The organism is Serratia sp. TMDUHS_CL (assembly GCF_037137105.1).
Lineage (GTDB): Bacteria > Pseudomonadota > Gammaproteobacteria > Enterobacterales > Enterobacteriaceae > Serratia > Serratia nevei.
In genome coordinates this window covers 560,862-586,678 of record NZ_JBBBDV010000001.1, presented here as the reverse complement: position 1 = coordinate 586,678, position 25,817 = coordinate 560,862, and the positions used below count along the sequence as shown (strand labels likewise).

Here is a 25,817-nt window from a genome sequence, read left to right as displayed (position 1 = left end):
CCGGCCTATACCGGCACCCGGCGGCTGATCTCCACCACCTGATCGCTGGGCAGGTAATAATAATCCGTGACGTGCATGCCGTTGCGCACCATCAGCGCGAACAGGTTGCGCTGCCAGGACGGCATCCGGTCGCTCGCCTCGCGGCGCACCACGGTTTCATGGCCGAGATAGTAAGTCGCCTCGTCGAAGTTCAGGCCGCATTTTTGCGCTTCGACGTGCTGCAGCAGCTGCGGGATGTTCGGCCGCTCCATAAAGCCGTAGCTGGCCACGCCGCACCAAAACCCCGGCACCAGTTCGCGCATCACCAGGCGTTCGGCATTCGATACCCGCGGTTCATTGACGATGGCAATGGTCAGCGCCAGCACGTTGGCGTGCAGCGAGCCGTTGCGTTTGACGTGCCATTTCATTACCGGCGGCGTGCCCTGCAGGCTGCGGGTGAGAAAGACCGCGGTGCCCGGCACCCGCGGCACGGATTCACGCTGGATTTTCGCCAGGAAATCCGCGATCGGCACCGTCGTCTCACCGAGGGTGCGCACGGCCGCCAGCACCCCGCGATGCCAGATCAGCATCACGGTATAGACCGCGGCGGCCAGCAGCAGCGGGATATAACCGCCCTGCAACACCTTGGTCAGGTTGGCCGTCAGGAAGCTCAGATCGACCACGAAGAAACACCCCGCCACTAACAGGCTGGCGGCCAGCCCCCAGCGCCACACCTCGCGCATCGCCACGAACAGCAAGCCGGTGGTCATGATCATGGTCAACGAAACGGCGATGCCGTAGGCGGCGGCCAGATTGTCCGAGGATTTGAAGAACACCGTCAGGAACAGCGTCACCACCATCAGCAGCCAGTTGATGGCGCCGATGTAGATCTGCCCGTAGCTTTCCTCGGTGGTTTGTTTAACCCGCAGCCGCGGCAGCCACCCCAGCTGGATTGCCTGGCGGGTCATCGAAAACGCGCCGCTGATGATCGCCTGGCTGGCGATGATCGTCGCCAGCGTGGCCAGGATCACCAGCGGGATCAGCAGCGCAGGCGGGCACAGGCGGAAGAAGATGTTCTGCGTGACGTCGGCGCCGGCCAAAATCAGCGCGGCCTGGCCGGCGTAGTTGAGCAACAGGCTGGGAAAAACGATGCCGAACCAGGCCAGCCAAATCGGCCGTTTGCCGAAGTGCCCCATGTCGGCGTACAGCGCTTCGGCGCCGGTGACGCACAGAAACACGCCGCCCAGCACCAGGAAACTGGTCAGCCCGTTGGAGAACAGGAAATGAATGCCGTACATCGGGTTCAGCGCCAGTAGCACCGCCGGGTGCTGGGTGATGCCCCACACGCCCAGCGCGGCGATCGACAGAAACCACAGCGCCATGATCGGCCCGAACACGCGGCCGATACGTGCGGTACCCAGCGGCTGAATGGCGAACAGGCTGAGCAAAATCACCACCGCCGCCGGCAGAATGTAGGGCTGCGACGCCGGCAGCACGATATTCAGCCCCTCTAGGGCGGAGAGCACCGAGATGGCCGGCGTGATGGCGCCGTCGCCGTAGATCAACGCCGCGCCGAACAGGCCGGCGAACAGCACCAGCGGCCGGGATTTCCGCCTGCTGACCAGCAGCGACATCAGCGCCATGATGCCGCCCTCGCCGCGGTTGCCGATGCGCATGGCGAACATGGCGTATTTGAGCGAGGTGACGATCACCAGCGTCCAGAAAATCAGCGACAGCAGGCCAAGGATCACCGGCGCCGACGGCGCATCGCCGGAGAGAAACAGCACGGTTTTCAGGGTGTACAACGGGCTGGTGCCGATATCGCCGAACACCACGCCCAAAGCGCCCAGCGCCAACGGCGCCAGGCCGGTCTTGTTCGAGGTTTCCGTATCATTGCCGACAGACATCTGCTTGCTCCTTAGCCTTGCACAGTGAGTTGGAATTATTGTCACTTTATTGCCGCCGCGCCACTCGCTCGGCAGCGATAAGCATAACTTAACCGTCATCTTCACGGGTTACAGTATCGCCCGTTTGCGGCACAGAAACCGCCGCCGGTGAGCAACGGTTTAGAATCGGCCGAGCCGGATGGTCTATAGTCCTTATGCGATTGTCACTTTCTTGTTTGCGCCCGCCGTGGGAGAAGTGAAATGAACGTCCGGCTCAACACCCATGTTTCCGCCCGGCGCCTGCTGCCCAATGGCTGGGACGTCATCGCCTTTCCGCTGATCATCGGCCTGATCGCCATGATGGCCATCGGCCTGCATCAAACCCTGCAACCGATCGTCACGCTGAAAACGCAGGCGATATCGCTCGATCCCGCCAACCTGCCGGAATACGCCCTGCGCACCACGCTGCGCATGCTGGTGGCGATGGTGGCCGCGCTGGCGTTCTCGCTGGTCTACGGCACTCTGGCGGCCAAGAGCCGGCGCGCCGAAAAGGTGCTGGTGCCGATCCTCGATATCCTGCAGTCGGTGCCGGTACTCGGCTACATCTCTTTCACCGTCACCTTTTTCATCGCGCTGTTCCCCGGCCGGGTGCTGGGGGTCGAGCTGGCGGCGATGTTCGCCATCTTCACCAGCCAGGCGTGGAATATGACCTTCAGCTTCTACCAGTCGCTGCGCACCGTGCCGCGCGATCTGCAAGAAGTGGCGCGCGGCTTCCATCTGAGTCCGTGGCAACGTTTCTGGAAGCTGGACGCGCCGTTCGCCATGCCGGGGCTGATCTGGAACATGATGATGTCGATGTCCGGCGGCTGGTTCTTTATCGTGGCGTCGGAAGCGATCACCGTCGGCAACAACACCTTTACGCTGCCGGGCATCGGCGCGTATCTCGCGCAGGCCATCCTCAGCAAGGATCTGCCCGCGATAGGTTGGGTGCTGCTCACCATGACGGTGGTGATCCTGGCCTACGATCAGCTGCTGTTCCGGCCATTGGTGGCATGGGCGGACAAATTCCGCATGGAAACTACCCGCTCGGCGAGCGCCCCCACTTCCTGGCTGTTGAACCTGATGCGCCGCACGCGCCTGATCCACCTGCTGCTGACGCCGCTGGGCGCGCTGCTGGCCAAAACCGCGCGCCTGAAACTGAGCCTGCCCGCCCGGCCGTTGCGCCGCGGCAATAGCGCCCAACGGCAGCGGCGTTCGCGCACGATCGATCGGTGTTGGAGCGCCATCGTCATCCTGCTGACGCTGGCGATCGCCTGGCGCGTCATTCTCTATGTGCAGACCGGCGTGACGCTCAATGACGTGGGCCATGTGATGGTGCTGGGGCTGATCACGCTGCTGCGCGTGGCGGTGCTGATCGCCCTGTCGTCGCTGATCTGGGTGCCGCTCGGCGTGCTGATCGGCTTGCGCCCGACGCTGGCCGGAAAGATCCAGCCGATCGCCCAGTTACTGGCCGCGTTTCCGGCTAACCTGCTGTTCCCGGTGTTCGTCATCACCATCGTCCACTTCCGGCTGAACCCCGATATCTGGCTGTCGCCGCTGATCGTGTTGGGCACCCAGTGGTACATTCTGTTCAACGTGGTGGCCGGCGCCACCGCGTTGCCCAACGACTACCGCGAGGCCGCCGCCAATTTTCACATTCGCGGTTGGCAATGGTGGCGCCAGGTGATGCTGCCGGGCATCTTCCCCTATTACATCACCGGCGCCATCACCGCGTCGGGCGGCGCCTGGAACGCCAGCATCGTGGCGGAGTTCGTGCAATGGGGCAGCACCCAGGTGAAGGCACATGGGCTGGGTGCCTACATCGCCGAAACCACCGCCGCCGGCGATTTCCCCAAGATCATTTTGGGCATCGCCGTGATGTCACTGTTCGTTACGCTGTTCAACCGTCTGCTGTGGCGGCCGCTTTACGCCTACGCCGAATCCCGCTTCCGCATCGATTAAGGAGCCGTTCAGATGTCAGACCTTCACCCAACGCAGGCGACGCACTCGCCCGGCGAGGAAATTTTAGCGGTCAACGCGGTCAGCCATGGCTATGACAAGGCACATGGCGAGCTGCTGATCCTCGACGGGGTCAATCTGTCGCTGCGGGCGGGCGAGATCGTCGGGTTGCTGGGCCGCTCCGGCTCGGGCAAATCGACGCTGCTGCGCATCATCGCCGGTCTGGTTACCCCCACCGCCGGGACGGTGAACTACCTGGGGCAGCCGCTGAACGGCCCCGCCAAAGGCGTCGCCATGGTGTTTCAAACCTTCGCGCTGTTCCCCTGGCTGACGGTGCTGCAAAACGTTGAGGCCGGCCTCGAGGCGCTGGGCGTCGCCCCTACCGAACGGCGCGAGCGGGCATTGGCGGCCATCGATCTTATCGGCCTGGACGGCTTTGAAAACGCCTACCCGCGCGAGCTATCCGGCGGCATGCGCCAGCGCGTAGGCTTTGCGCGCGCGCTGGTGGTGGATCCGACGCTGCTGCTGATGGATGAGCCGTTTTCGGCGCTGGATGTGTTGACCGCCGAAACGCTGCGTACCGACCTGCTGGATCTGTGGACCGAGGGGCGAATGCCGATCAAATCGGTGCTGATCGTCACGCACAACATCGAGGAAGCGGTCTTCATGTGCGATCGCATTCTGCTGCTCTCTTCCAACCCCGGCCGGGTGATCGCCGAAATCAAGGTGCCGTTCAGCCACCCGCGCAACCGGCTGGATCCGCAGTTCCGCCACCTGGTGGACGATGTGTACGCCAAGATGACCGCCCGCCCGACCGACGGCAACGTCAAGAAAGGGCTGAAGCTCGGCACCCGGCTGCCGCACGTGTCCACCAACCTGATCGCCGGCCTGATCGAAACCCTGGCCGCCGCGCCCTATTTCGGCCGTGCCGACATGCCGGAGATCGCCCTCTCGCTGCATCTGGAGGTCGATGAGCTGTTCCCCATCGCCGAAGTGCTGCAGTCGCTGGGCTTCGCCGACGTGCGTGAAGGCGACATCTTCCTGACGCCGCCGGCGCGCGCCTTCGCCGACGGCGACGTTCAGGCGCGCAAAGTGCTGTTCGCGGAGCATCTGCTGCGCTATGTGCCGCTGGCCGCGCTGATCAAAAACGTGTTGGACGAGCGGCCGGGGCACCGCGCGCCGCGCGTGCGTTTCGAGCAGGAGCTGGAGGATTCGCTGTCGGACAGCGCCGCCAAAGAGACGCTGGATACGGTGATCAACTGGGGCCGTTACGGCGAAATCTTCTCCTACAACGATCAAACGGCGTTTTTCAGCCTGGAGGACGTCGAGTTTTAAGCGAGCCGGCGCTCATCGGCTTCGCGGCGCAGCCACTGCCGCAGGTTTTCACCCTCCTGCGACAGTTCGCTATCCAGGCGAGCGCACAGGTAATAATCCCGACCGTCGTCGATCGGCAGATCGAACATTTTGATCAACTCGCCGCTTTCAAGGTACTGGGCGATTAACGGCTCGCGCATCAATGCACACCCCAATCCCGCCTGCACCGCCGCCAGCGTCAGCAACCCGTCTTCGAACATCGGCCCGATGCTGCGCAGCGGGCGTTTAACGCCGGCCAGCTGAAACCATTGCATCCAGGTATTACGCTCCTCGTCATGCAGCAGCGGCAGCGCCGCCAGCTGATCCGGCGTATCGAGCAAACCGTGCAGTTTACTGAATGCCCGGCTGCACACCGGCACCATTTGGCCGGACATCAGCTTTTCGCTGCGATAGCCGGTCCACTGCCCAACCCCGAAGCGGATCGACAGATCGGCGGCGTCGCTCAGGTAATTGCGGTGGTTGGCGTAAACCACATTGATGTCGATATTCGGATTTTCCCGCAGAAAGCCGCGCAGCCGCGGAATGAACCAGCCCATGCCGAACAGCGGGATCAGGCTGATGGTGACCTGCCGCGACGCGGACTGCTCGCGCACGTGTTCGGTCGCCTGGCGCAGCACGTTAAACGCCGAGCGGATCGAGCGGTAATATTCCCGCCCCTCGCCGCGCAGCACCAGATGGCGCCCCTGCCTTTCGGTCAACGGCATCTGCAAGAATGCCTCCAGCGTTTTCAGCTGATGGCTGACCGCCGAAGGCGAAATCATCAGCTCCTTCGCCGCCGCGCTGATGCTGCCCAGGCGCGCGATGGCCTCGAACGCCCGCACGGCGCGCAACGGCGGATCGTTCGGCAACATCGGCAACGGCTCATCGTACTGTTCTGTTTTTTTCATATATCGATTGTTTTATGGAAAGTCCGGGAGAAGGTTCTATTTAATATACATAAAAATCAAAGCATTAAAATCACTCGTTTTTTGTATAAGAAAGTATTTTTCCGTATTTTACAATTTTTTTAAATTCTCTACTGTGAGCCTCCTGACTCATTATCTCCGGACTCTCCCTATGGATACGCTGGTACAGCAGACCGTCAACGGTTTGATGCTCGGCAGCATCTATGCGCTGATCGCGCTCGGCTACACCATGGTGTACGGCATCCTGCGCATCATCAACTTCGCGCATGGCGACGTGCTGATGGTCGGGGCGCTCAGCGCGCTGTCGGCGATCGGCGTGTTGCAGCATCATTTACCCGCCTTACCGCCCTACGCCACGCTGCTGCTGGCGGCCCTGTTCGCCATGGCCGTCTGCGCCATCACCTCGATGGCGATCGAACGTCTGGCCTATCGCCGGTTGCGCAATGCACCGCGCCTGGCCCCGCTGATCAGCGGCATCGGCGTCTCGCTGCTGTTGCAAACCCTGGCGATGCTGATCTGGTCACGCAATCCCCTGATGTTTCCGCAGCTGTTGCCGATGACGCCTATCGCCCTGACCGCAGGCAGCGCCGAACATGCGCCGGCGGTAATCACCGGCACCGCGATCGTCACGCTGGCGGTGGCCGTGGCGGTCATGGCCGGCCTCTGGCTGCTGGTCGAACACAGCCGTTTCGGCCGCGCCATGCGCGCCACGGCGGAAAACCCGCAGGTCGCCGGCCTGATGGGCATCAGTCCTGACCGCATCATCGTTCTGACCTTCGCGCTCGGCGGCGCGCTGGCGGCGGTAGCCGGCATCATGATGGCCAGCAACTACGGCAACGCCGGTTTCTCGATGGGCTTTTTGCCCGGCATCAAAGCCTTTACCGCCGCCGTGCTCGGCGGCATCGGCAACCTGCGCGGCGCGATGCTCGGCGGTTTGCTGCTGGGGCTGTTCGAATCGCTGGGTACCGGCTATCTCGGCGAGCTGACCGGCGGCGTATTCGGCAGCAACTACCAGGACGTATTCGCGTTTCTGGTGCTGATCGCCGTGCTGGTCTTCCGCCCCTCCGGGCTGTTGGGCGAACGCATCGCCACGCGCGCATAAGGACATCACGATGACCGTTTTAACTTCCTCGCTTCCTCTGGCCACGCCTCGGCGCGCCAGGCTGGGGCTGACGCTGTTCATTCTCGCCCTGCTGCTGGCGCCCTGGGTGGCGGGCGCCGCCGGCGGCAACTACTGGGTGCGCGTCGTCGACTTCGCGCTGCTGTACCTGATGCTGGCGCTCGGGCTGAACATCGTGGTGGGCATGACCGGATTGCTGGACATGGGCTTTATCGCTTTTTACGCCGTTGGCGCCTATCTGGCCGCGCTGCTGTCGTCACCGCATCTGACACAGCAGTTCCCGCTGCTGCTGCAGTGGTTCCCCGATGGGCTGCACCTGTCGATGCTGTGGCTGATCCCGCTGGCGGCGCTGCTGGCGGCGGCGTGCGGCATTCTGCTCGGCGCGCCGACGCTGCGGCTGCGCGGCGACTACCTGGCGATCGTCACGCTCGGTTTCGGCGAGATCGTGCGTATTTTGATGCGCAACCTCGACCGCCCGGTCAACCTCACCAACGGCCCCAAAGGCATTTCCGGCATCGACCCGGTCAGCCTGTTCGGGCTGAAGTTTTCCGGCATGCATGAGTGGTTCGGCGTGCGTTTCTCCGGCCTGTACCTCTATTACTACCTGTTCGCCGCGCTGCTGCTGGCGATCCTGTTTATCAGCCTGCGGCTGCAAAACTCGCGCATTGGCCGCGCGTGGACGGCGATCCGCGAAGACGAGGACGCCGCGCGGGCGATGGGCATCAACACCCGCAACTTCAAGCTGCTGGCCTTTGCCATCGGCGCCACCTTCGGCGGCGTGGCCGGCGCGCTGTTCGCCGCGTTTCAGGGCTTCGTGTCGCCGGAATCGTTCACCCTGCAAGAGTCGATCGCCGTACTGGCGATGGTGGTGCTCGGCGGCATGGGGCACATCCCCGGCGTGATCCTGGGTGCGCTACTGCTGGCCGCCCTGCCGGAGCTGCTGCGTAGCAGCATGGGGCCGCTGCAGCAGGCGCTGTTCGGCCAGGTGCTGATCGACCCGGAAATTATCCGCCAACTGTTTTACGGCCTGGCGCTGATCCTGGTGATGCTGTATCGCCCGGCGGGCCTGTGGCCGGCCCGCCACCTAAGAGGGAATGCCGCATGACGCCTTTGCTCGCTTTACACCACGTCAGCAAACGCTTCGGCGGCCTGACGGCGATGGATGACGTCAGCATGAGCATCCGCCAGGGGGAAATCTATGGCCTGATCGGGCCAAACGGCGCCGGTAAAACCACCTGCTTCAATCTGATCACCGGCCTGTACCGTGCCGACGAGGGCGAATTTCGCCTGCAGGGCCAGCGCTATAAGCCCCAGGCGATCGATAAAGTGGCGCAGGCCGGCATCGCCCGCACCTTCCAGAACCTGCGGCTGTTCAACGAAATGAGCGTGCTGGAAAACGTGATGGTCGGCTGCCACGTACGCACCCGCAACGGCCTGTGGGCGGCGATCGCCCGCCACCGCCGTGCCAGGGAGGAAGAACAGGCGGTACGCGATAAATCCCATGCGCTGCTGGAGTATGTCGGCATCGGCCAATTTGCCCATTACCGCGCCGGGGATCTCGCCTACGGCCACCAGCGCCGTCTGGAGATCGCCCGCGCGCTGGCGACCGAGCCCCGGCTGCTGGCGCTGGACGAACCGGCGGCCGGCATGAACGCCGGAGAAAAAGTGGCGCTGCGCGAGCTGCTGCTGCGCATTCGCGACAGCGGCAAAACGCTGCTGTTGATCGAACACGACGTCAAGCTGGTGATGGGTTTGTGCGATCGCCTGACGGTGCTGGATTACGGCAAAGCGATTGCCGAAGGCGAACCGGCGCAGGTTCGGCGTGAACCGGCGGTCATTCAGGCCTATCTGGGAGGCGGCGCGCATGTCTGAAGCCCTGCTGAGCGTTAAACGACTCAAAGTGTCTTATGGCGGCATTCACGCGGTCAAAGGCATCGATTTTATGGTCAACGCCGGCGAACAGGTCACGCTGATCGGCGCCAATGGCGCGGGCAAGACCTCCAGCCTGCGGGCGCTGACCGGGCTGCAGCCGTTCGAGGGCGACATCCTGTTCGACGGCCGTTCGATTCGCGGCGTGCCGCCGCACCGCTTGCTGCAACAGGGGCTGGTGATGGTGCCGGAAGGTCGTGGCATTTTCACCCGCCTGACGGTGCGAGAAAACCTGCAGCTGGGCGCCTATGCGCGCCGTGACAAACCGGCGGTGCGGCACGATTTCGAACGGGTATGCGCCACCTTCCCACGCCTGAACGAACGCCTGCATCAACCGGCCGGGCTGCTTTCGGGCGGCGAGCAGCAGATGGTGGCGATGGGCCGCGCGCTGCTCAGCCGCCCGCGCCTGTTGATATTGGACGAACCGTCGATGGGGCTGGCGCCGATTGTGGTGGAGGCCATTTTTTCGGTCATCAAACAGTTGGCTCGTGACGGCGTCACGCTATTGCTGGTCGAGCAAAACGCCCGCCTGGCGCTGGAGTCTACCGACCGCGCCTATGTGTTGGACAGCGGCAGCCTGAGCCACAGCGGCCGCTCCGCCGCGATGCTGGACGATGAAAAAATCAAACAGATCTATTTGGGTGAATAACCGTTGTTACCTTTAACCGCACCAGGAGTATGACATGCAGCAGAACTTTCGCATCAAGCCGTTGGCGCTGGCCGGCGTAACGATGATCCTGAGCCTTCCGGCGCTGGCGGACGACACCGTGTTGATCGGCCTGGCCGGGCCGCTGACCGGCCCTTCCGCGCGCATCGGCAAAGATCTCGAAAACGGCGCGCGCCTCGCGATCGCCGACGCCAACGCGCAAAAGCCGACGCTGAACGGCAAACCGGTCACCTTCAAATTGCTGTCCGAGGACGATCAGTCCGATCCGCGCACCGCCGTGGCCGTCGCGCAGCGTTTGGTCGACGAGGGCGTCGCCGGCGTGGTCGGCCACTGGAACACCGGCACCAGCATCCCGGCGGCGCGCATCTACCACGACGCCGGCATCGCCCAGGTGGCGCCGGTCGCCACCGGCCACGGCTACACGCAACAAGGCTTTGACACCAGCTTCCGCGTGATGGGCCACGACGACGACGGCGGCAACTATGCCGGGCAGTATGCGGTGAAAACGCTGAAAGCCCAGCGCATCGCGGTGATCGACGATCGCACCGCCTTCGGCCAGGGCCTGGCGGACGAGTTCATCAAATCGCTGCAGGCCCAGGGCGTGCAGCCGGTCACCCGCGAGTACGTCGACGACAAGACCGTCGATTTCAGCGCCGTGCTGACCACCGTGCGCAGCAAAAACGCCGATCTGATCTTCTTCGGCGGCGTGGACTCCCAGGCGGCGCCGCTGGCGCGCAAACTGAAACAGCTGGGCATGAACGCGCAGCTGATGGGCGCCGGCGGCTTTGTCAGCCAGACCTTCCTGACGCTGGCGCAGCGGGAAGGCGAAGGCGTGGTGGCACTGGAGCCCGGGCTGCCGCTGGAACAGATGCCGGGCGGCAAGGCGTTTGAACAAGCCTACCGCGATCGTTACCACACCCACATCGAACTGCATGCGCCCTTCGCCTACGACGCCACCCGGGTGCTGATCGCCGCCATCGAACAGGCCGGCTCGGCCAATCCGGCCGATTACCTGCCGAAACTGCGCGCCATACATTACCAGGGCGTGACCGGCGCCATTGCCTTCGATGCGCAGGGCAACCTGCAACAGCCGAGCTTCACCCTGTACCGGGTCGTGGACGGCAAATGGCAGCCGCAAACCGTGTTGGGCGGCGCCAAACCACAATAAATCAAGAGGAGCAAGGCGATGAGCTGTGCAAACAACGAATTGGGCATTTTGGCCCGCAGAAAGATCGAAGCGGAGATCATCAAACCGATCTACCAGATTCTGGTGCGTGAAATCGGCAAGGTGCGCGCTCAGGCGGTGATCGGCGAAGCCATCGAGAATGCCGCCATCGCGGCAGGCAAGCAGTTCGCCGCACAGGAGCCGAACGGCGCGGATCTGCGCAGCTTCGCCGCCTTGCAGTACCTGTGGGAAAAAGACGATGCGCTGCGCGTCGAGGTGATCAACCAGGACGAACAGCACTTCGACTATAACGTCACCCGCTGCCGCTATGCCGAGATGTATCACGAGATGGGGCTGGGGGAAATCGGCCACCTGCTCTCCTGCGCGCGCGACAGCCAGTTTATCGTCGGCTATGCCCCGGAAGTCGAGCTGCAGCGCAGCCAAACCATTATGTCCGGCGCCCCCTGCTGCGATTTCCGCTACACCGCCAAAACGCCGGGAGAAGAACAATGACGTATCGGGTCAACGGCGAGCGCCTGTGGCAAAGCCTGCACGCGATGGCGCAGTTCGGCGCCATCGCCGACAACGGCGTCACCCGCCTGGCGCTCAGCGAAGAGGACCGGCAGGCGCGCGACCAGCTGCGTCTCTGGGCGCTGGAGGCCGGTTGCAGCGTGCGCGTCGATCGAATGGGCAACATGTTCCTGCGCCGTGAAGGTTCGCGGCCCGAGCTGGCGCCGGTGGTCACCGGTTCTCACGGCGACTCGCAGCCCCAGGGTGGCCGTTTCGACGGCATCTACGGCGTGCTGGCCGGGTTGGAGGTTATTCGCAGCCTTAACGATCGGCAGATCGTCACCGAACGCGCGATTGAAGTGATCAACTGGACCAACGAAGAAGGCGCGCGCTTCGCGCCGGCGATGATCGCCTCCGGGGTGTTCGCCGGGGTATTCGATCTCGAGTACGGCCTGTCGCGCCGCGACGAGCATGGCGTCAGCCTCGGCGAGGCGCTGGAACGCATCGGCTACGCCGGCGAACACCCGGTGGGCGGCATGCCGATCCACGCCGCCTTCGAGCTGCACATCGAACAGGGGCCGATTCTGGAAGCGGAACACCTCGACATCGGCGTCGTGACCGCCGCACAAGGGCAGCGCTGGTACGAACTGGAAGTCGTCGGCTTCAGCGCCCATGCCGGCACCACGCCGATGGATCGCCGCCGCGACGCCCTGCTGGGCTTCACCGAGCTGGTGACGGCGGTCAACGGTATCGGCTGGGATTTCGCGCCCGATGCGCGCGCCACGGTGGGCATGGCGCAAATCACCCCCAATTCACGCAACGTGGTGCCGGGCCGGGTCTTTTTCAGCGTCGAATTCCGTCATCCAGAGGAGGCAACCCTGGAGCAGATGGAGCAGCGCCTGCTGGCGGCGGTAAACCACGTCAACGGAGGCGGCCTGACCGCTCGCGCCGAGCGCATCTTTCAGTATCCTCCGATCGCTTTCGATCGGGGCTGCATCGACAGCGTACGCCACGCCGCACAAGCCTTGGGCTATCGCCATCGCGACATGATTTCCGGCGCCGGCCACGATGCCTGTTACCTTAATCGCGTCGCGCCGACCGCCATGATTTTCATTCCCTGCGTGGATGGCATCAGCCACAACGAACGGGAAGACATCACCCCCGCCTGGGCCGCCGCCGGTGCCGACGTCTTGCTGAACGCGCTGCTGGCACACGCCGACGCCTGAACCTCGCCCCGGTTTTTCGCCGGGGCAAAAAATATTCAACAAAACGGTTGAATATTAGCCTGCCTGTTCTATATTCAACCATATGGTTGAATTATCTTCCTCACAGCTGGACGCCATTTTTCATGCGCTGGCCGATCCGACCCGCCGCTCGATGTTACGCGCGCTGGCCGGCGGTGAACGCAGCATCGGCGAACTGGCCGCGCCGCTGCAAATGTCGTTCGCCGGCGCCTCCAAGCACGTGAAAGCACTGGAACATGCGGGCCTGGTGCAACGCACCGTGCAAGGAAGAAACCATATCTGCCGGCTCGAACCCGAGCCTATGGCGCAGGCCATGCACTGGCTGCAAACCTATGAACATTTCTGGACTGAACGGCTGGATGCGCTCGAACAGGCGCTGCTGCAGCCCGAACAGCTTCCTCCCAAGGAGTGAACCATGAATGATTACGGCATGATTATCGAACCCGGCACGCTGCGCATCCAGCGGCTGCTGCCCGGCCCCATCGAGCGGGTGTGGGCTTACCTGACCGAATCCGACAAGCGCGCCACCTGGCTGGCGGCCGGCGCCATGAAGTTGGAAAACGGCGCGCCGCTGGAGCTGGAGTTTCGCAACTCCGATTTGGCGGGCGAGCACGAACCACCGCCGGCCAAGTACAAACAGCACGGCGGCTGCGTCAGCAACCGCGGCCACATCACCTGCCTGTTTCCGCCGCGCCTGCTGAGCTTTACCTGGGACGAACAGGATCAGGGCCGTCCTTCCGAGGTGACTTTCGAACTGACGGAACAGGGAAGCGCCGTGCTGCTGACGGTCACCCACCGGCGCTTGGCCAACCGCGACGAGATGCTCAGCGTCGCCGGCGGCTGGCACACCCATCTGGATATCCTGCTGGATCGCCTGCACGATCGGGCGCCGCAGCCGTTCTGGAGCACCCATGCCCGGCTGGAAGAAGAGTACCGCGCCCGCCTGTAATTACGTCTCGTCCCTGCGCCTGAACGCCAGATAACCGGCGATCAGCGTAAAACTGCCGACCAGCAACACCAGTAGGATAAAACCGTGGTGATTGCTGGCCAGCGGGATCCCCCCCACGTTCATGCCGAAGAAACCGGCGACGATATTGATCGGCAATGCCAGCACGGTAATCACCGTCAGCGTGTAGAGCGTGCGGTTGTTCTGCTCCATCAGCTTGGCGCCCAGCTCCTCCTGCAGCAGCCGGATCCGTTCGGTCAGGCTGGCGAGATCGTTCAACACCACGGTGAACTCTTCGGTAAACTGCCGCAGATCCTGCACCACTTCGCGGCTCAGCCAGGTCGGCGGCCGGTTCAACGGGCGAAACAGCGCGGCCGGCTCGGGCGCCAACAGGCGCTGAAAGCGTAATAACATGCGGCGCATACGTCCCAGCTCGGCGCGGTTGCGTTTGACGCGGCGGGTCAGCAGACGATCCTCAATGGTATCGACATACTGGTTGGCCTGCCGCACCACCTGTTCCAGCACGTCCTCCTGCTCTTCCAGCAGGTGCGCCAGCAGTTCAGTGGACGAGGCCAGCTGCAGCGCCGTCAGGCGGCCGAGCAGCCGTTCAATGAGTCGCACCGGTTTGTGACGCACGGTGACCACCAGCCCACGGCAGCAATAGAGCCACAGCGTCGCCGTCTCCGGGTTACTGTCCTCGGGGTGGAAAATCACGTCGTTGAGCACGGCGAACAGATCGTCGCCCTGGCGCTCGATGCGCGTGGTATGGGAACCGTGACGAATCTCGTGAAAGAAAAAATCGGAAATGGCGAAATGATTTTTCAGCCACTTCTCCGCCGCCGCGTGGTTGAGATTGAGGTGCAGCCAGATAAAACCGTCGCCGGGCGGCAACGCCTGGTAGGCCTGGCAAACCTGCTGCGAGTTCAGGCGCGCCGGTGGCTCACCGGAACGAAACGCATGGCCGTAGATCAGCCCGGTCACTTCATCATCGAAATCAAGCTTGTGCATCTTTTCCGCTAACCGTTGCACCATAACGCCTTATCCTGCCTCTCGCCGTTAACCCAGATCGTCCCCGCTGTTATAGCAATCTTTATCTATCGGCGTTAATGATTTTCAGCGTTCCCGATGATTAATATTTTCGTCATAAATACGTCATCGCCATTCAACATCGTTTTCATCCCTTGCCCGCTCAGCGACCGCACAATGGCAACATGAATATAGAGACTGGTACCCTCCATCACGCAAGACATATTTATTTAAGGAACACGACCAATAAGGAGATAACGACAATGAATACGTTTATTACAGGCGGATGGAGCCAGTCTCTGACTGGCCAACCTCTCAAAGAGTTCGATGTCATGATGTATGGCATGGTCACCAACCTTGATGGATTGACCACGGGCACATCAGCGCATCCAGGATGGAGCCCGGAAAAGCAAAACAAACCCGATACTCTCCCCGGTTTTAAAGGAAAGACGCTCTGGGTTTATGGCGGCGGCGGATGCTCCCCACAGCAAAAGCCGGCAAATGAGGATGAAGTGTTGAGGATCGTCGAAGCCACGGTAGACCGGGGCTGGGACGGCGTCGATTTTGATGACGAATGCAATATGAACACCGAACGGGTCATCGAAGCCATGAAACGGCTAAAAGAGGCCCGAAAAGAGACCAGCCTGGGTTTTATTGCCGGCTATTCCTACAATCATCCCAATACGGAAAATGGTAAAAAGCTCAACGAGAAAGTCAGAAAAATCATCCTGTCAAGCCAGTGCGATCGCTTTATTCATTACTGCTATGCCGCAGCGATGTGGAGCGATGACGATATTCTCGCCAATGTCATCCCGGCATTAAAACAATCGTTGGTCAACGGCGCCGAGAATAAAAAATGCATTCTGGCCCTGACGACCCGGGGATTGACCGACTGGAATTTAAATTACTTTATCGATCAGGTTCTGGATTTTAATCTTGGCGGATTGTTTATTTGGAATTACGCCAACCTGACGGATGAACATAATAAAATCATCAAAAACCGGCTAGGCAATTAACACGCCCCGCTTGCCCTCGCCTATCAAGAGACCGTCAAGGCGGCCACTTGATAGGCATTCAGACGTTACTCAATAAAACCCAGTTTGAACTGCGCCTTGCCCGCCAGCGAGGTCAGCTCAGGATCCTCCGGGTAGGTAGCCAGAAGCGGGAAAAAGACTGCGCCGCCGATAATGCTGCGGCTTTTTGAATCTGCCGGGCGCAGGCCCCAGATATTTTGGTACGTCATCGGGACACTCCGGCCGTTAATCGCCGCATTGCCGATATACAGCATGATATGGCCCGGAATGTAGACCAGCGTGGTGAACGGCTTGCCATGCTCCTTGAGATAGCGCAGCCGCTCATCCGTGTTCGCCTGACTGAGATCGACCACTCGGCTTGCCGCCTCTATCTGCGCGGCGGAATTCCTGGGAAGAAACACCCCGAAAGGCATCAACAGGCTGCGCAGTTCAGAAGAGCAGTCATTATTGAAGTTATCATTCCCCCAGCCGTAGGGCCTGCCGCTCATCGAACGCATCAGCGTGGCAAGATGGTCTGGCGTCATTCGCCACGGCATGGCGGCAAACTCCCCCTCCTTTAAATCGATCCGGCGAATTTGCGCGCGACCATCCTCCCGGCGTACCGGCACGGCGACGCTAAAAACGCCCTGCCGATGGCGGTAAAATGGCAGAACCGTGCCATGACGCGCCGTAAAATAAAACAGCTCCCCCTCTTGTACCGACACCGGCTGCTGAATGAATGCCCCCAAATTTTTCCCTGCCAGCACCAGCCATTCGCTGACAAACCGCCGATCCGCCGCCGCGATATCTTCGCTATGCACCCAGCCGATCACCGTAGGCGATATGACGTATTTCCAGCGTTTATCGCGGCTTTCCGCCACAACGTATACCGGTGTACCGGGGCGGATAGAAGAGTCCTGCAAATTATCAAAGGGATAACCTTGCCCTGCCAGACGCGGATCGTCATAAGCCGGATCGTCTGTCGGCAACATCCTGACCAGCGTTTCCCTAATCGCAATACCTCTGGCCGAAGAATGATAAGCCTTGTCAATGCCGACAGACGCATTATTCCTGACTTGCTGTTTCCAGCGCTCAGCGTGAGCCCTGAAGTTTTCCCCCCAGGAAACGCTGTCATTTCCAAGATATTTTTCCATTGCGGCATCACGGTGGCTTTCCGCTTCGCGGCTCAAGACGGAAGCGATGTAATGCGGATTCCAGGGGGACTCCTCATTCGGCCCCATGCCAAAATAGTGGGATTTGAGGGCAGAAAAATGACGTTGCTGGGCGGCGAGATCCAGCACGGCAACCTGCCGCTGCGGGCCGGGAGGCAGCCATTTATCGACAGACTGCGAATAATTGTCCAACGGAAAAAGCGACTTGGTTGGATCGATAGGAGCAGACGCCGTGGCGTCGTGAGGTGGCGGTCTGACCGGCTCGCTGTGGCAGGCCGACAGCAACAGCAAGAGAGTCAGGCACAGCGGTTTTATTCCATTAAGCATGCGTTATCCACTCCGTGACAGGTTAAAGTCCGTTCTTTATCCTGAAGAGAAATCATACTAATTGATACTTATTAACATCGGCGATTGATTTCCCGTTGAAGAAGACAAAGCCGGTGGTATAGCAAGCGCCAATCGGATTTCCCGCCGCCGCGTAGAACGCGACCTTCCTCGCTGCCCCGCTCCACCAAATCTGCTACCCTGCGGGTTTGTTTTTTGACAGGAGTCTTCCATGCGCCAACGCATCATTGTCTGCCCGCTGATTGAAAACGATAACGCCTTCCTGCTGTGCAAGATGGCCGCCCACAAGGGCGTATTCCCCGGCCAGTGGGCACTGTCCGGCGGCGGCGTCGAGCCGGGTGAGCAGATTGAACAGGCGCTGCGGCGCGAAGTGCGCGAAGAGCTGGGCGCCGCGCTGATCCTCGACAGTATCACGCCCTGGACCTTCCGCGACGACGTGCGCATCAAAACCTTCGCCGACGGCAGCCGCGAGCAAATCTATATGATTTACCTGATTTTCGACTGCCATGCCGCCAACCGCGACGTGACGATCAACGACGAGTTTGACGACTACGCCTGGGTGCCGCGCGAGCGCTTGGCGGAGTACGATCTGAACGAGGCCACCCGCTTCACGCTGCGGCAACGCGGGCTGCTGTAACAGTTTGAGCGAATATCACCCTATTTCCTTCACATTTGCCGGGCAGACTCTTTTGATATTTTTTAATCACTTAGGGTCATTATTGCCGTCGTTATGCTTTTATCTCTCGCTTTTCTCCGTCTGCCCGTCCGGCGCTTCGGCGCCGCCCTCCTGTTCAGCCTGCTGTTCGTTTTGGCGCCCGTGCATGCCGCCACGCCGCCGCGGGTACTGAATGCCAAGTCGGTGCTGGTCGTCAATCAACGCACCGGAAAGACGCTCTATCAAAAGCAGCCGAACCGCGTGCTGCCGATCGCCTCGCTCACCAAACTGATGACCGCCATGGTCGCCCTGGACAGCAAACGCCCGATGAGCAGCCCGCTCAAAGTCACCGCCGCCGATCGCGATCTGCTGAAGAAAACCCACTCGCGCCTGACCATCGGCTCGGTGCTCAGCCGCCGCGACATGCTGCACATCGCCCTGATGTCTTCGGAGAACCGCGCCGCTGCGGCGCTGAGCCGCAGCTATCCCGGCGGGCGCAAAGCCTTCGTGGCGAAAATGAACCAGAAAGCGCGCGCCATCGGCATGAAACGCGCCCGCTTCTACGATCCGACCGGGCTGACGCCGCGCAATGTAGCGACCGCCAACGATCTGCTGAAGATGGTCAATCACGCCTATCGCTATCAGTCGATTCGCCGCTTCAGCACCGACAAGCAGCAGATCGTGCGCCCTGGCCGCGGCCAACTGGTCTACCGCAGCTCCAACGGCCTGATCAATAACCCGGCCTGGCAGATTCAGCTGCAGAAAACCGGCTTTACCGACGAGGCCGGCCACTGCCTGGTGATGCGCACCACCATCAAAGGACAACCGGTGGTGATGATCCTGCTCGGCGCGCAGCCGCGCTACGGCCACTACCGTGACGCCATTCGTCTGAAGGCCTGGCTCGAGGGATAACATCGCGGCGCTTTACCGTTCTGCGCATATCCAAATCCGTTTTGGATCAATGGAATATCCTATCGCCAATCAGTATTAAGGCACGCGCCGCCCGCATGGTATTTGTCAGGCATATCTGATGAGGAAAGGAGCGGGAAAATGGCTTATGCCTTGAGCATATTGGAAAAGAGTCCGATCGCCGACGGGGAAAGCGCCGCTCAGGCGCTGGCGCGCACGCTGCATCTGGCGCAACAGGCGGAACGCTGGGGCTATCGGCGTTTCTGGCTGGCGGAGCACCACAACACGCCGCAGCTCGCCTGCCCGTCGCCGGAAGTGCTGATCGGCTACCTGCTCGGCCAGACGTCGCGCATTCGCATCGGCTCCGGCGGCGTAATGCTGCAACACTACAGCGCCTACAAGGTGGCCGAAAACTTTAACCTGCTGGCGGCGCTGGCACCGGGGCGCGTCGATCTCGGGGTGGGCAAAGCGCCCGGCGGGCTGCCGCTCGCCACCCAGGCGCTGCAGGCCGCTCATGACCGCCAAAACAAACCGGCTTTCCCGCAGCAGCTGTCGCAGCTGACCGCCTATCTGAACGACGACGCCGAGCCGGGACTGAGCGCCACACCGCTGCCGCCGCACGCCGCCCAGCGCTTTCTGCTCGGTGCCAGCAAAGAGAGCGCGACGCTGGCGGCCGAATCCGGCTGGGCCTTCGTGTTCGCCGCGCATCTGAACGGCAATCCGCAGGATATCCGCGAGGCGCTGGCGCACTACACCGCACTGAGCGGTGGCCGCAAGGCGCTGCTGGCGGTGGCGGCGATCGCGGCGCCAAACGCGGAACAGGCCGCGGCGCTGGCGGCGGATATTCAGCAATACCGCGTGCACGTCGCCGGTGAGCAGAGCGTGACCGTCGGCAGCCTGGCCCAGGCGGAGAGTTTCGTGCAGCAGGCCGGCGCCACCGACTACCGCATCGAACCCCGAGAAAGCCATATCCTGCTCGGCACTGCGCCGCAGGTGCATCAGCAACTGGCGCAGCTGCAGCAGCGCTACGGCGTGGACGAGTTCATCATCGACACGCCGATCGGCGAACCGAGCGCCCGGCTCACCTCACTGCAGTTGCTGGCGGAGGAGAGCCTGACACCGGCCTAGTTGATCGCCGCGCTGGCCCGCATGGCGTCGGCCAGATCCTGCGCCAGCGGCGCCAGCTGCGCCGGCACGACGTTGGCCAGGCTGACGCGGATCGCAGGGTCACCCTTCAGGCGGAAAGGTTCGCCGCCCTGCACCAGCCACCCCCGCTGGGCCATCAGCTGCGCGGCGGCGGTTTCCGACCGCACCGGCAACCACAGATGCAGCCCTTCACCCACCGCCAGCGCCGTGTGATTCAGCGCGTTGAGACGCCGCACCAGCTCATCCCTTCTGGCTTGATACGCCTGTTGCGCCCGCTGCAGCTGCCCCTCCCGCAAGGCCTGCCCCCACAGTCTGGCGGCAATCTGCTGCAAGATATGGCTGACCCAGCGTTCGCTGATGTACTGATCGGCGCGCATCGCCTGCAGCAACGTCGGGTTACCGCAGGCCAGCGCGATGCGCAGATCCGGGCTGAGAAACTTGCTCAGCGACAGCACGTACAGGCCGCGATCGCCGTCGAACGGCAGATGCAGCGGCTGCTGCGACAGCGGCCCCCAGAAGTCGTCGACGATCGCCAGACACTGCGGATTAGCGCTGAGAAAACGCCGCCACTGCTGCGCGCGTTGCGCAGAGAGCGAGGCGCCGGTCGGATTGTGGGCGCGCGGCGTCAGGATCACCGCGCCCGCCGCTCCGCTTTCCGGCAACCGGCATCCCTGCTCATCCATCGCCAGCGGCAGCGGCCGCAAACGCAGGTGGCGCAGCAGCGTCAATAGCGGCGGCCAGCAGGGGTCTTCCACCCACACCGCCGCGCCCGGCTGCATATGGCAGCGCAGCGCCTTTTCCATCGCGTCCAGCGCGCCAGAGAATACCGCAGGCTCCCCCAGGCTAACGCCCTGGCGGCCGAGCCACTCGCGCCCCAGGCCGGTCAGTACCGGGAGATCGCCGCTGATGTCATAGCCGTTTTGTTGCGGGAATCCCTCCGCTGCGCCCAGCGCCAACGCCGGCAACAGGGCGGCATCCAGATTGCCGCTGGCCAGATCGCACATTCCCGCCGGCACCTGGCGCGGCGTATAGGCCGCACTCACCGCCGCCAGCGGCGGTTCCAGCACCACCGTTCCCGCCCGCCCACGCGTCGCCACCAGACCGGCATCGCGCAATCGGCCGTATGCGCTGGCGACGGTATTCGCATTGACCTCCAGCTCCGCCGCCAGCTGGCGTACCGGTGGCAGCAGCTCACCCGGCCGCAGCGTGCCGCCTTTGATGCGTGCGGCGATCTGCTCGGCAATCTGGACAGCGCCGCCGCCTTTTGCATACAATGAAGCCATACATAAATCCTTTTGTACTAGTTCAAACAAGATTAGCAGCTTCCGCGGCCAAAAGTAAGGGGTTCCATGGATAAACATTACGTGCTCGACATTCAGTATGCAGGAAAAGCCTTTGCCCGCCTGGAGATGTTCACCCCCTGGGCCGCCGATCAGCTGGAGCAGGCCTGCGCGCTGTTCCCGGCTGCGCAGGGTTATCAGGTGCAACTCAGCCAGGTCAGCGAACGCCGTATCGTCTACCAGAGCGGCGCGCAAGGCATCACCGTGCTGGGCGAGTCGCTGGCGCTGACGCCGTTCACCCACGCTCTCGAGGTTAAACAATGAAAAAAGCCGTCGCCATTCGACACGTCAATTTTGAAAACCTGGGCATCCTCGGTTCCCTGCTCTCGCTGCGTGGCTATCAGATCGACTATTACGATGCCGGCCGCGATGATATTCGTGCTATCAATAATGAAGAGACCGATCTGTTGGTGGTGCTCGGCGGGCCGATCAGCGCTGCCCAGCACTTTTCCGGCGCGCTGCGCTATGATTTTCTCGACCATGAATTGGCGCTGGTCAAACAGCGCCTGGCGCAGCGGCGGCCGACCCTCGGGGTGTGTCTCGGCGCTCAGGTGATCGCCCAGGCGCTGGGCGCCGACGTGATCTCGCTCGGCGTCAAAGAGATCGGCTTCGCCCCGCTGACCACGCTAGCGGCGGAAGACGACTCGCCGCTGGCGCCGCTGGCCGATACGCCGGTGCTGCATTGGCACGGCGATATGTTCACGATCCCGGAGGGCGCCCGCTGCCTGGCCGGTACGGCGGTTTGCCCGCATCAGGCCTTCGACTATCAGGGGTTTGCGCTCGGCCTGCAGTTCCATCTGGAGGCGGATCATCGCGATATCGAACGCTGGCTGATTGGCCATGCCTGCGAGCTGGAACTGGCCGGCGTTGCGCCCCAAAGCCTGCGCGAACAGGCGGCGCGCCACGGCACACAGCTGGAACAGCGTGCGCGGCAGGTGTTCGCCCGCTGGCTGGATAATAACGAACCAAGGATGTAACTCATGCAACAGACTTCACCCTTACGGTCACCGTCCATCGACGTGATCAGCATTCAATCTCAGGTGGTCTACGGCAGCGTCGGCAACGGTATCGCCTACCGCGCCCTGCTGAAAAAGGGGCTGGAAGCGCTGCAGGTGCCCAGCGTGCTGTTCGGCTGCCCACCCTATTACGGCAAACCGCACGGTGGCGTCATCTCCGGCGAGTGGTTCGGCGGCTTTCTCGACGATCTGATCGCCCGCGGCGTGATGAAACGCACCCGGGCGGTGATCGTCGGGTATCTGGGCGACGTGATGCAGTGCCATATTCTGGCCAACTGGCTGCAGCGGGTGCGCGCCCTCAATCCGCAGATAAAGATCTATATCGATCCGGTGATGGGCGATTACGGCGAAGGGATCTACGTGGATGAGCGCATCGTCAACTGCTATCGCTCGCCGTTCCTGCGGCTGGCCAACGGCCTGACGCCGAACGGTTTCGAACTGGAGCAGCTGTGCGGCCGCTCTTTGAGCAGCCGGGAGCAGACGCAACACGCCGCGCAGGCGCTGTTGAACGACACCACCGAATGGGTGCTGGTCACCAGCGCGCCGGGCGTGGCACAGCACGAAGACGAAGTGGGTTTAATGCTGGTCACCCGGCAGGAAGCGCAGTGCTTTACCCATCCGAAGGTCAAATCGGCGGTCAAAGGCACCGGCGATCTGTTCACCGCACTGCTGGTGAGCCATCTGCTGCACGACACCGCGCTCGACGCAGCAGTGGTTGCCGCCGGCGGCGAAGTGTGCGACGTGCTGGCCGAAGCGGCGCATTTCGGTTGGGAAGAGATCGGCAGCCTGCGGGCGTTAACCTAAACCCTGACCTGGGGCAGCCTGCTGCCCCGCCTCATCCGTTTTGATTGCTCACCGTGGCAATCATTCCGCTGCGAATTTTATTTATTACTCCGTCAATGATGCGCACAGTAATGATAAATTAATTCACTATATATAAAAGATTAAACAACTAATGATTAGAACCATTTAAAATCATAACCACACTCAACACATTGATTTATTAAAATTAAAGCCAATAAAAAAATAAAAACCGCAAAAAACATTCTGTTTTTTTGATTTCTTAAACTATTTCTCCTCTTTTACAACGCCGTGATTTTATTGATTATCTGTTATGCAAGAATAAACACTTAATTTATTTTTATGTATGTATTGCTTTTTCAAGCGCCATTGCTATTGTTGAATGTGAGTAAAACGCGGCGACAAAGCGATTCACCACCTCCTTTTTATACCATCCTGCGTATAAGGATCTGACTATGCCTATTAAAAAGTATGTCATTCTTGATAGCGCGCCCAAAGCTGTCGGCAATTCCGATTTTATTCTATTAGGGTTAAAGAACGAAGGTTTTGCCAGAGGTTGCCCGATGTTATTTGGCGGCACCGCCGATGCTAAAGATGGCCCGGTCGATGGAAAAAACTTTGCGTTGAATGTAATAAAAAGAGAAACTTGGGAAGAAACCAATCAAAATATCGGCGTGGAACAGGTGGTAAGATATCAGGTTTACCCCAATGACATCAGCGTTTATACCAGTAAAGACTTCACTTTCACCGGGAAAGTGGCCATTGGCGGTGAGTTTGCCTGGATTCGGAAAGTGAGCAAAGGCAAAATAAAAACCTATTTTAAAAACAAACCCGCTGCCACTAAAGACATGTTTGCTCAAGAACTTTATGCAATGACGCTGGATGTCGATATTGAACCCACCGATGCGGAATTCGAACAGTATTTATCTTCAGATTGCCTGAGCGCCATTTACGCTTACTGTAAAGAAACCTGCAAATAACGCCTGTTAAAAACGATGGGCACGCCATGATGATGGCGTGCATCTCTGGCAATGCCATTAATTTATTGGTGCCGATATTATGCTCGCAAAAGATTATACGTCAGATGAGAAACGCATCGTAAAAAACGTTATCGACCGATACGAGAACAGCGGCGTATTTCTTATCGAGCCAGGCGATCCGGTTTTAACCGAATTTTATGATATTCAATTAAAACTGGCCGGCGTCACCGCCGCCGCCGCACCGCAATTCACCCAGCTCTGGCAGCAGACGAAACGCGTCAAACGGGTCGCAGGCCGGATGAGCGAGGCCAACACCAGCGGCGCTCAGCCGGTGTACAGCATCGTCAGGCTGGATTCCACCGACGGTAAGCGTTATCAAACCGACGCCATCGGCTCTCTGCCGGTTCAGGCGACCAATGTGACGCAAACCCTCGGCCTGTTCGACGGCGGCGCCGATAACGTCGGCAAGGTGGAATACAAAAGCGACTACGTTTACACGGCGGACTGCACCATCGGTGCCAGCGGTGACTATCCGCAAAGCCAGACCGGCGGCAGCTTTCCGGTTACGGTGATCTATACCTTCGCGCAAACGGTCGGCCAGCAAACCGTTTACGGCGCCGAAATCGTCACGACGCAAAGCTACCCGAAAGAAATGATCAACGATTCCCCGAGGAATCTGTATAACCAGCGCATGATCAAGATTTGCCTGACGCGTGACGATGGCGACTGTGATTATCGCACCGGCTACGATCAGGACGGCACGGTTAAAGTGCCGATAAAAGGCAACATCACCTATTTTGGCAATATTGATCTCAGCAATGGCAAGCCGGTCAACGCCAGCAATACCATTTATCTTATCCGCACCCGCGCCGGCGGCGATCCGATCACCCCTTACGGCGGCTATAATATTTTTAATTCTGCCGCAACCCGAATCAGCGGAAATAACATCACCTGGGATCTTGACTGGCTGAAATTCAACCGCGTCGATTTTGAATCCGGTGAGATGGTTTATTACGTTTTTAAAATTACGCTTGATGTCGAAGGCCGCAGCATCGCCGCCTTTATTACTAACGCGCCCAAAGAAAGCGATCCGGATCGCCGCCTGCTCAATACCGTACAAATCAAACCGATGCAGATTATTTATGGCTGCCTGGCAGAGGATACGTTGATTTTAATGCAGGATGGGACAGAAAAGCCGATCAATGCCCTCACGGCAGATGAATTCGTTATTTGCGGCAATAACCACCCCAGACGCATTGAGAATATCACCACGGGGCAGGAGCAGCATTACATTGATATTACCGCCCGCGACCAGGCGGCACGTGAATATCGCATAAAAGCCAGCCTGGGGCACCCTTTCGTCACCGCAAACGGTATTTGTCTTGCCCGTGAATTGACCTCAGGCATGCGTCTTAAAACTCGGCACGGTGAGTGCGAAATTACCGCCCTCTCTCTCCAGTCCGGTGAGTTAACCGTCTATAACCTGCAACTCAGCGCTGACTCTCCGCTGCAAAAAACGCAATGCGCCCTCAGTACTTTTTATGCTAACGGCGTGCTGGTCGGTGACGCGCTGGTTCAACACCTCTATGAAGACGAATATCACCAACGCCCTAAAAACGTGCTGAAAACGCTGCCTGCCGAGTGGCACCAGGATTACCACAATATGATCAATGCAGCGGAAGAATAATATC

At 60.7% G+C, this 25,817-nt stretch carries 25 protein-coding genes; 20 read left to right on the top strand and 5 right to left on the bottom strand.

The window, feature by feature from the left end; all coding sequences use genetic code 11:
* Positions 1–5: 5 nt before the first annotated feature.
* A complete protein-coding gene (locus WCL58_RS02835; RefSeq protein ID WP_336850444.1) occupies positions 6–1,886 on the bottom strand; it encodes a potassium transporter Kup in 1,881 nt (626 codons plus the stop codon).
* Positions 1,887–2,126: 240 nt separating this feature from the next.
* Between WCL58_RS02835 and WCL58_RS02830 the strand changes: the two genes are divergently transcribed.
* A complete protein-coding gene (locus WCL58_RS02830) occupies positions 2,127–3,866 on the top strand; it encodes an ABC transporter permease (RefSeq protein ID WP_336850443.1) in 1,740 nt (579 codons plus the stop codon).
* A 12-nt stretch (positions 3,867–3,878) separates the two neighbouring features.
* Positions 3,879–5,198, top strand: a complete 1,320-nt coding sequence (locus tag WCL58_RS02825; RefSeq protein ID WP_102984636.1) for an ABC transporter ATP-binding protein — start codon at positions 3,879–3,881, stop codon at positions 5,196–5,198.
* On the opposite strand, the gene WCL58_RS02820 is transcribed toward WCL58_RS02825, so the two are convergent.
* Positions 5,195–6,124, bottom strand: coding sequence for a LysR substrate-binding domain-containing protein (locus WCL58_RS02820; protein ID WP_159318063.1), 930 nt, complete (start codon positions 6,122–6,124; stop codon positions 5,195–5,197). The genes WCL58_RS02825 and WCL58_RS02820 overlap by 4 nt on opposite strands.
* A gap of 169 nt (positions 6,125–6,293) precedes the next feature.
* On the opposite strand from WCL58_RS02820, the gene WCL58_RS02815 reads away from it, so the two are divergent.
* The 9 genes from WCL58_RS02815 (at position 6,294) to WCL58_RS02775 (ending at position 13,726) form a co-directional block, all read left to right on the top strand.
* Positions 6,294–7,244, top strand: a complete 951-nt coding sequence (locus WCL58_RS02815) for a branched-chain amino acid ABC transporter permease (RefSeq protein WP_159318064.1) — start codon at positions 6,294–6,296, stop codon at positions 7,242–7,244.
* A gap of 10 nt (positions 7,245–7,254) precedes the next feature.
* Positions 7,255–8,367 (top strand): ABC transporter permease subunit, encoded by a 1,113-nt coding sequence (locus WCL58_RS02810; protein ID WP_060418741.1) that lies wholly within the window; start codon positions 7,255–7,257, stop codon positions 8,365–8,367.
* Positions 8,364–9,134, top strand: coding sequence for an ABC transporter ATP-binding protein (locus WCL58_RS02805; protein ID WP_060418738.1), 771 nt, complete (start codon positions 8,364–8,366; stop codon positions 9,132–9,134). Before WCL58_RS02810 ends, WCL58_RS02805 begins: the two co-directional genes overlap by 4 nt.
* Positions 9,127–9,840 (top strand): ABC transporter ATP-binding protein, encoded by a 714-nt coding sequence (locus WCL58_RS02800; protein ID WP_336850440.1) that lies wholly within the window; start codon positions 9,127–9,129, stop codon positions 9,838–9,840. The genes WCL58_RS02805 and WCL58_RS02800 overlap by 8 nt, the downstream gene beginning before the upstream one ends.
* Positions 9,841–9,922: 82 nt before the next feature.
* Positions 9,923–11,026: a branched-chain amino acid ABC transporter substrate-binding protein gene (locus tag WCL58_RS02795; RefSeq protein WP_369803927.1), complete on the top strand. Its 1,104-nt coding sequence runs from the start codon at positions 9,923–9,925 to the stop codon at positions 11,024–11,026.
* An 18-nt stretch (positions 11,027–11,044) separates the two neighbouring features.
* On the top strand, positions 11,045–11,536 hold the full coding sequence (locus WCL58_RS02790; protein ID WP_060439876.1) for an L-2-amino-thiazoline-4-carboxylic acid hydrolase: 492 nt from the start codon (positions 11,045–11,047) through the stop codon (positions 11,534–11,536).
* On the top strand, positions 11,533–12,759 hold the full coding sequence (locus WCL58_RS02785) for a Zn-dependent hydrolase (RefSeq protein ID WP_180547266.1): 1,227 nt from the start codon (positions 11,533–11,535) through the stop codon (positions 12,757–12,759). Before WCL58_RS02790 ends, WCL58_RS02785 begins: the two co-directional genes overlap by 4 nt.
* Before the next feature lie 82 nt (positions 12,760–12,841).
* On the top strand, positions 12,842–13,189 hold the full coding sequence (locus tag WCL58_RS02780; protein WP_004938187.1) for an ArsR/SmtB family transcription factor: 348 nt from the start codon (positions 12,842–12,844) through the stop codon (positions 13,187–13,189).
* Between the two features lie 3 nt (positions 13,190–13,192).
* The gene (locus WCL58_RS02775) at positions 13,193–13,726 is read left to right on the top strand and encodes an SRPBCC family protein (RefSeq protein WP_336850438.1); all 534 of its coding nucleotides are present in this window, start codon (positions 13,193–13,195) and stop codon (positions 13,724–13,726) included.
* Here WCL58_RS02775 and WCL58_RS02770 read toward each other — a convergent pair whose 3' ends face one another.
* A complete protein-coding gene (locus WCL58_RS02770) occupies positions 13,727–14,755 on the bottom strand; it encodes a transporter (protein WP_336850437.1) in 1,029 nt (342 codons plus the stop codon).
* A gap of 257 nt (positions 14,756–15,012) precedes the next feature.
* Between WCL58_RS02770 and WCL58_RS02765 the strand changes: the two genes are divergently transcribed.
* The gene (locus WCL58_RS02765) at positions 15,013–15,765 is read left to right on the top strand and encodes a hypothetical protein (RefSeq protein ID WP_336850436.1); all 753 of its coding nucleotides are present in this window, start codon (positions 15,013–15,015) and stop codon (positions 15,763–15,765) included.
* Positions 15,766–15,830: 65 nt separating this feature from the next.
* Here the strand turns inward: WCL58_RS02765 and WCL58_RS02760 are convergent, their stop codons facing one another.
* Complete coding sequence (locus WCL58_RS02760) at positions 15,831–17,261, bottom strand: SH3 domain-containing protein (protein ID WP_336850435.1); 1,431 nt, start codon at positions 17,259–17,261, stop codon at positions 15,831–15,833.
* 229 nt (positions 17,262–17,490) lie between these two features.
* Between WCL58_RS02760 and nudI the strand changes: the two genes are divergently transcribed.
* The 3 genes from nudI to WCL58_RS02745 all read left to right on the top strand — a co-directional run bounded on the left by nudI (position 17,491) and on the right by WCL58_RS02745 (position 19,971).
* Positions 17,491–17,916: a nucleoside triphosphatase NudI gene (nudI, locus tag WCL58_RS02755; RefSeq protein ID WP_087762761.1), complete on the top strand. Its 426-nt coding sequence runs from the start codon at positions 17,491–17,493 to the stop codon at positions 17,914–17,916.
* Positions 17,917–18,009: 93 nt separating this feature from the next.
* On the top strand, positions 18,010–18,846 hold the full coding sequence (gene pbpG, locus WCL58_RS02750; protein ID WP_060439870.1) for a D-alanyl-D-alanine endopeptidase: 837 nt from the start codon (positions 18,010–18,012) through the stop codon (positions 18,844–18,846).
* A 138-nt stretch (positions 18,847–18,984) separates the two neighbouring features.
* Positions 18,985–19,971, top strand: a complete 987-nt coding sequence (locus WCL58_RS02745; protein WP_060418708.1) for an MsnO8 family LLM class oxidoreductase — start codon at positions 18,985–18,987, stop codon at positions 19,969–19,971.
* On the opposite strand, the gene WCL58_RS02740 is transcribed toward WCL58_RS02745, so the two are convergent.
* Complete coding sequence (locus WCL58_RS02740) at positions 19,968–21,272, bottom strand: aminotransferase class I/II-fold pyridoxal phosphate-dependent enzyme (RefSeq protein ID WP_336850433.1); 1,305 nt, start codon at positions 21,270–21,272, stop codon at positions 19,968–19,970. The two genes, WCL58_RS02745 and WCL58_RS02740, sit on opposite strands and share 4 nt — an antisense overlap.
* Positions 21,273–21,338: 66 nt before the next feature.
* On the opposite strand from WCL58_RS02740, the gene WCL58_RS02735 reads away from it, so the two are divergent.
* The 5 genes from WCL58_RS02735 to WCL58_RS02715 all read left to right on the top strand — a co-directional run bounded on the left by WCL58_RS02735 (position 21,339) and on the right by WCL58_RS02715 (position 25,813).
* Positions 21,339–21,593: a hypothetical protein gene (locus WCL58_RS02735; RefSeq protein ID WP_336850431.1), complete on the top strand. Its 255-nt coding sequence runs from the start codon at positions 21,339–21,341 to the stop codon at positions 21,591–21,593.
* Entirely contained in the window at positions 21,590–22,306 is a 717-nt protein-coding gene (locus WCL58_RS02730) for a glutamine amidotransferase (RefSeq protein ID WP_060418700.1), read from the top strand. The genes WCL58_RS02735 and WCL58_RS02730 overlap by 4 nt, the downstream gene beginning before the upstream one ends.
* Before the next feature lie 3 nt (positions 22,307–22,309).
* Complete coding sequence (locus WCL58_RS02725; RefSeq protein WP_197785258.1) at positions 22,310–23,149, top strand: PfkB family carbohydrate kinase; 840 nt, start codon at positions 22,310–22,312, stop codon at positions 23,147–23,149.
* A 452-nt stretch (positions 23,150–23,601) separates the two neighbouring features.
* Positions 23,602–24,126: a hypothetical protein gene (locus WCL58_RS02720; RefSeq protein WP_060418693.1), complete on the top strand. Its 525-nt coding sequence runs from the start codon at positions 23,602–23,604 to the stop codon at positions 24,124–24,126.
* Positions 24,127–24,205: 79 nt separating this feature from the next.
* On the top strand, positions 24,206–25,813 hold the full coding sequence (locus tag WCL58_RS02715) for a hypothetical protein (protein ID WP_060439867.1): 1,608 nt from the start codon (positions 24,206–24,208) through the stop codon (positions 25,811–25,813).
* Positions 25,814–25,817 lie beyond the last annotated feature (4 nt).

Excerpts from the sequence above, each read along its gene's own strand:
- WCL58_RS02770 (WP_336850437.1), bottom strand. The coding sequence starts at position 14,755 with ATGGTGCAACGGTTAGCGGAAAAGATGCACAAGCTTGATTTCGATGAT.
- WCL58_RS02780 (WP_004938187.1), top strand. The coding sequence starts at position 12,842 with ATGGTTGAATTATCTTCCTCACAGCTGGACGCCATTTTTCATGCGCTG.
- nudI (WP_087762761.1), top strand. The coding sequence starts at position 17,491 with ATGCGCCAACGCATCATTGTCTGCCCGCTGATTGAAAACGATAACGCC.
- WCL58_RS02835 (WP_336850444.1), bottom strand. The coding sequence starts at position 1,886 with ATGTCTGTCGGCAATGATACGGAAACCTCGAACAAGACCGGCCTGGCG.
- WCL58_RS02785 (WP_180547266.1), top strand. The coding sequence starts at position 11,533 with ATGACGTATCGGGTCAACGGCGAGCGCCTGTGGCAAAGCCTGCACGCG.
- WCL58_RS02825 (WP_102984636.1), top strand. The coding sequence starts at position 3,879 with ATGTCAGACCTTCACCCAACGCAGGCGACGCACTCGCCCGGCGAGGAA.
- WCL58_RS02775 (WP_336850438.1), top strand. The coding sequence starts at position 13,193 with ATGAATGATTACGGCATGATTATCGAACCCGGCACGCTGCGCATCCAG.
- WCL58_RS02720 (WP_060418693.1), top strand. The coding sequence starts at position 23,602 with ATGCCTATTAAAAAGTATGTCATTCTTGATAGCGCGCCCAAAGCTGTC.
- WCL58_RS02800 (WP_336850440.1), top strand. The coding sequence starts at position 9,127 with ATGTCTGAAGCCCTGCTGAGCGTTAAACGACTCAAAGTGTCTTATGGC.
- WCL58_RS02810 (WP_060418741.1), top strand. The coding sequence starts at position 7,255 with ATGACCGTTTTAACTTCCTCGCTTCCTCTGGCCACGCCTCGGCGCGCC.
- WCL58_RS02765 (WP_336850436.1), top strand. The coding sequence starts at position 15,013 with ATGAATACGTTTATTACAGGCGGATGGAGCCAGTCTCTGACTGGCCAA.
- WCL58_RS02815 (WP_159318064.1), top strand. The coding sequence starts at position 6,294 with ATGGATACGCTGGTACAGCAGACCGTCAACGGTTTGATGCTCGGCAGC.
- pbpG (WP_060439870.1), top strand. The coding sequence starts at position 18,010 with ATGCTTTTATCTCTCGCTTTTCTCCGTCTGCCCGTCCGGCGCTTCGGC.
- WCL58_RS02730 (WP_060418700.1), top strand. The coding sequence starts at position 21,590 with ATGAAAAAAGCCGTCGCCATTCGACACGTCAATTTTGAAAACCTGGGC.
- WCL58_RS02745 (WP_060418708.1), top strand. The coding sequence starts at position 18,985 with ATGGCTTATGCCTTGAGCATATTGGAAAAGAGTCCGATCGCCGACGGG.
- WCL58_RS02820 (WP_159318063.1), bottom strand. The coding sequence starts at position 6,124 with ATGAAAAAAACAGAACAGTACGATGAGCCGTTGCCGATGTTGCCGAAC.
- WCL58_RS02790 (WP_060439876.1), top strand. The coding sequence starts at position 11,045 with ATGAGCTGTGCAAACAACGAATTGGGCATTTTGGCCCGCAGAAAGATC.
- WCL58_RS02830 (WP_336850443.1), top strand. The coding sequence starts at position 2,127 with ATGAACGTCCGGCTCAACACCCATGTTTCCGCCCGGCGCCTGCTGCCC.
- WCL58_RS02760 (WP_336850435.1), bottom strand. The coding sequence starts at position 17,261 with ATGCTTAATGGAATAAAACCGCTGTGCCTGACTCTCTTGCTGTTGCTG.
- WCL58_RS02740 (WP_336850433.1), bottom strand. The coding sequence starts at position 21,272 with ATGGCTTCATTGTATGCAAAAGGCGGCGGCGCTGTCCAGATTGCCGAG.
- WCL58_RS02735 (WP_336850431.1), top strand. The coding sequence starts at position 21,339 with ATGGATAAACATTACGTGCTCGACATTCAGTATGCAGGAAAAGCCTTT.
- WCL58_RS02725 (WP_197785258.1), top strand. The coding sequence starts at position 22,310 with ATGCAACAGACTTCACCCTTACGGTCACCGTCCATCGACGTGATCAGC.
- WCL58_RS02715 (WP_060439867.1), top strand. The coding sequence starts at position 24,206 with ATGCTCGCAAAAGATTATACGTCAGATGAGAAACGCATCGTAAAAAAC.
- WCL58_RS02805 (WP_060418738.1), top strand. The coding sequence starts at position 8,364 with ATGACGCCTTTGCTCGCTTTACACCACGTCAGCAAACGCTTCGGCGGC.
- WCL58_RS02795 (WP_369803927.1), top strand. The coding sequence starts at position 9,923 with ATGATCCTGAGCCTTCCGGCGCTGGCGGACGACACCGTGTTGATCGGC.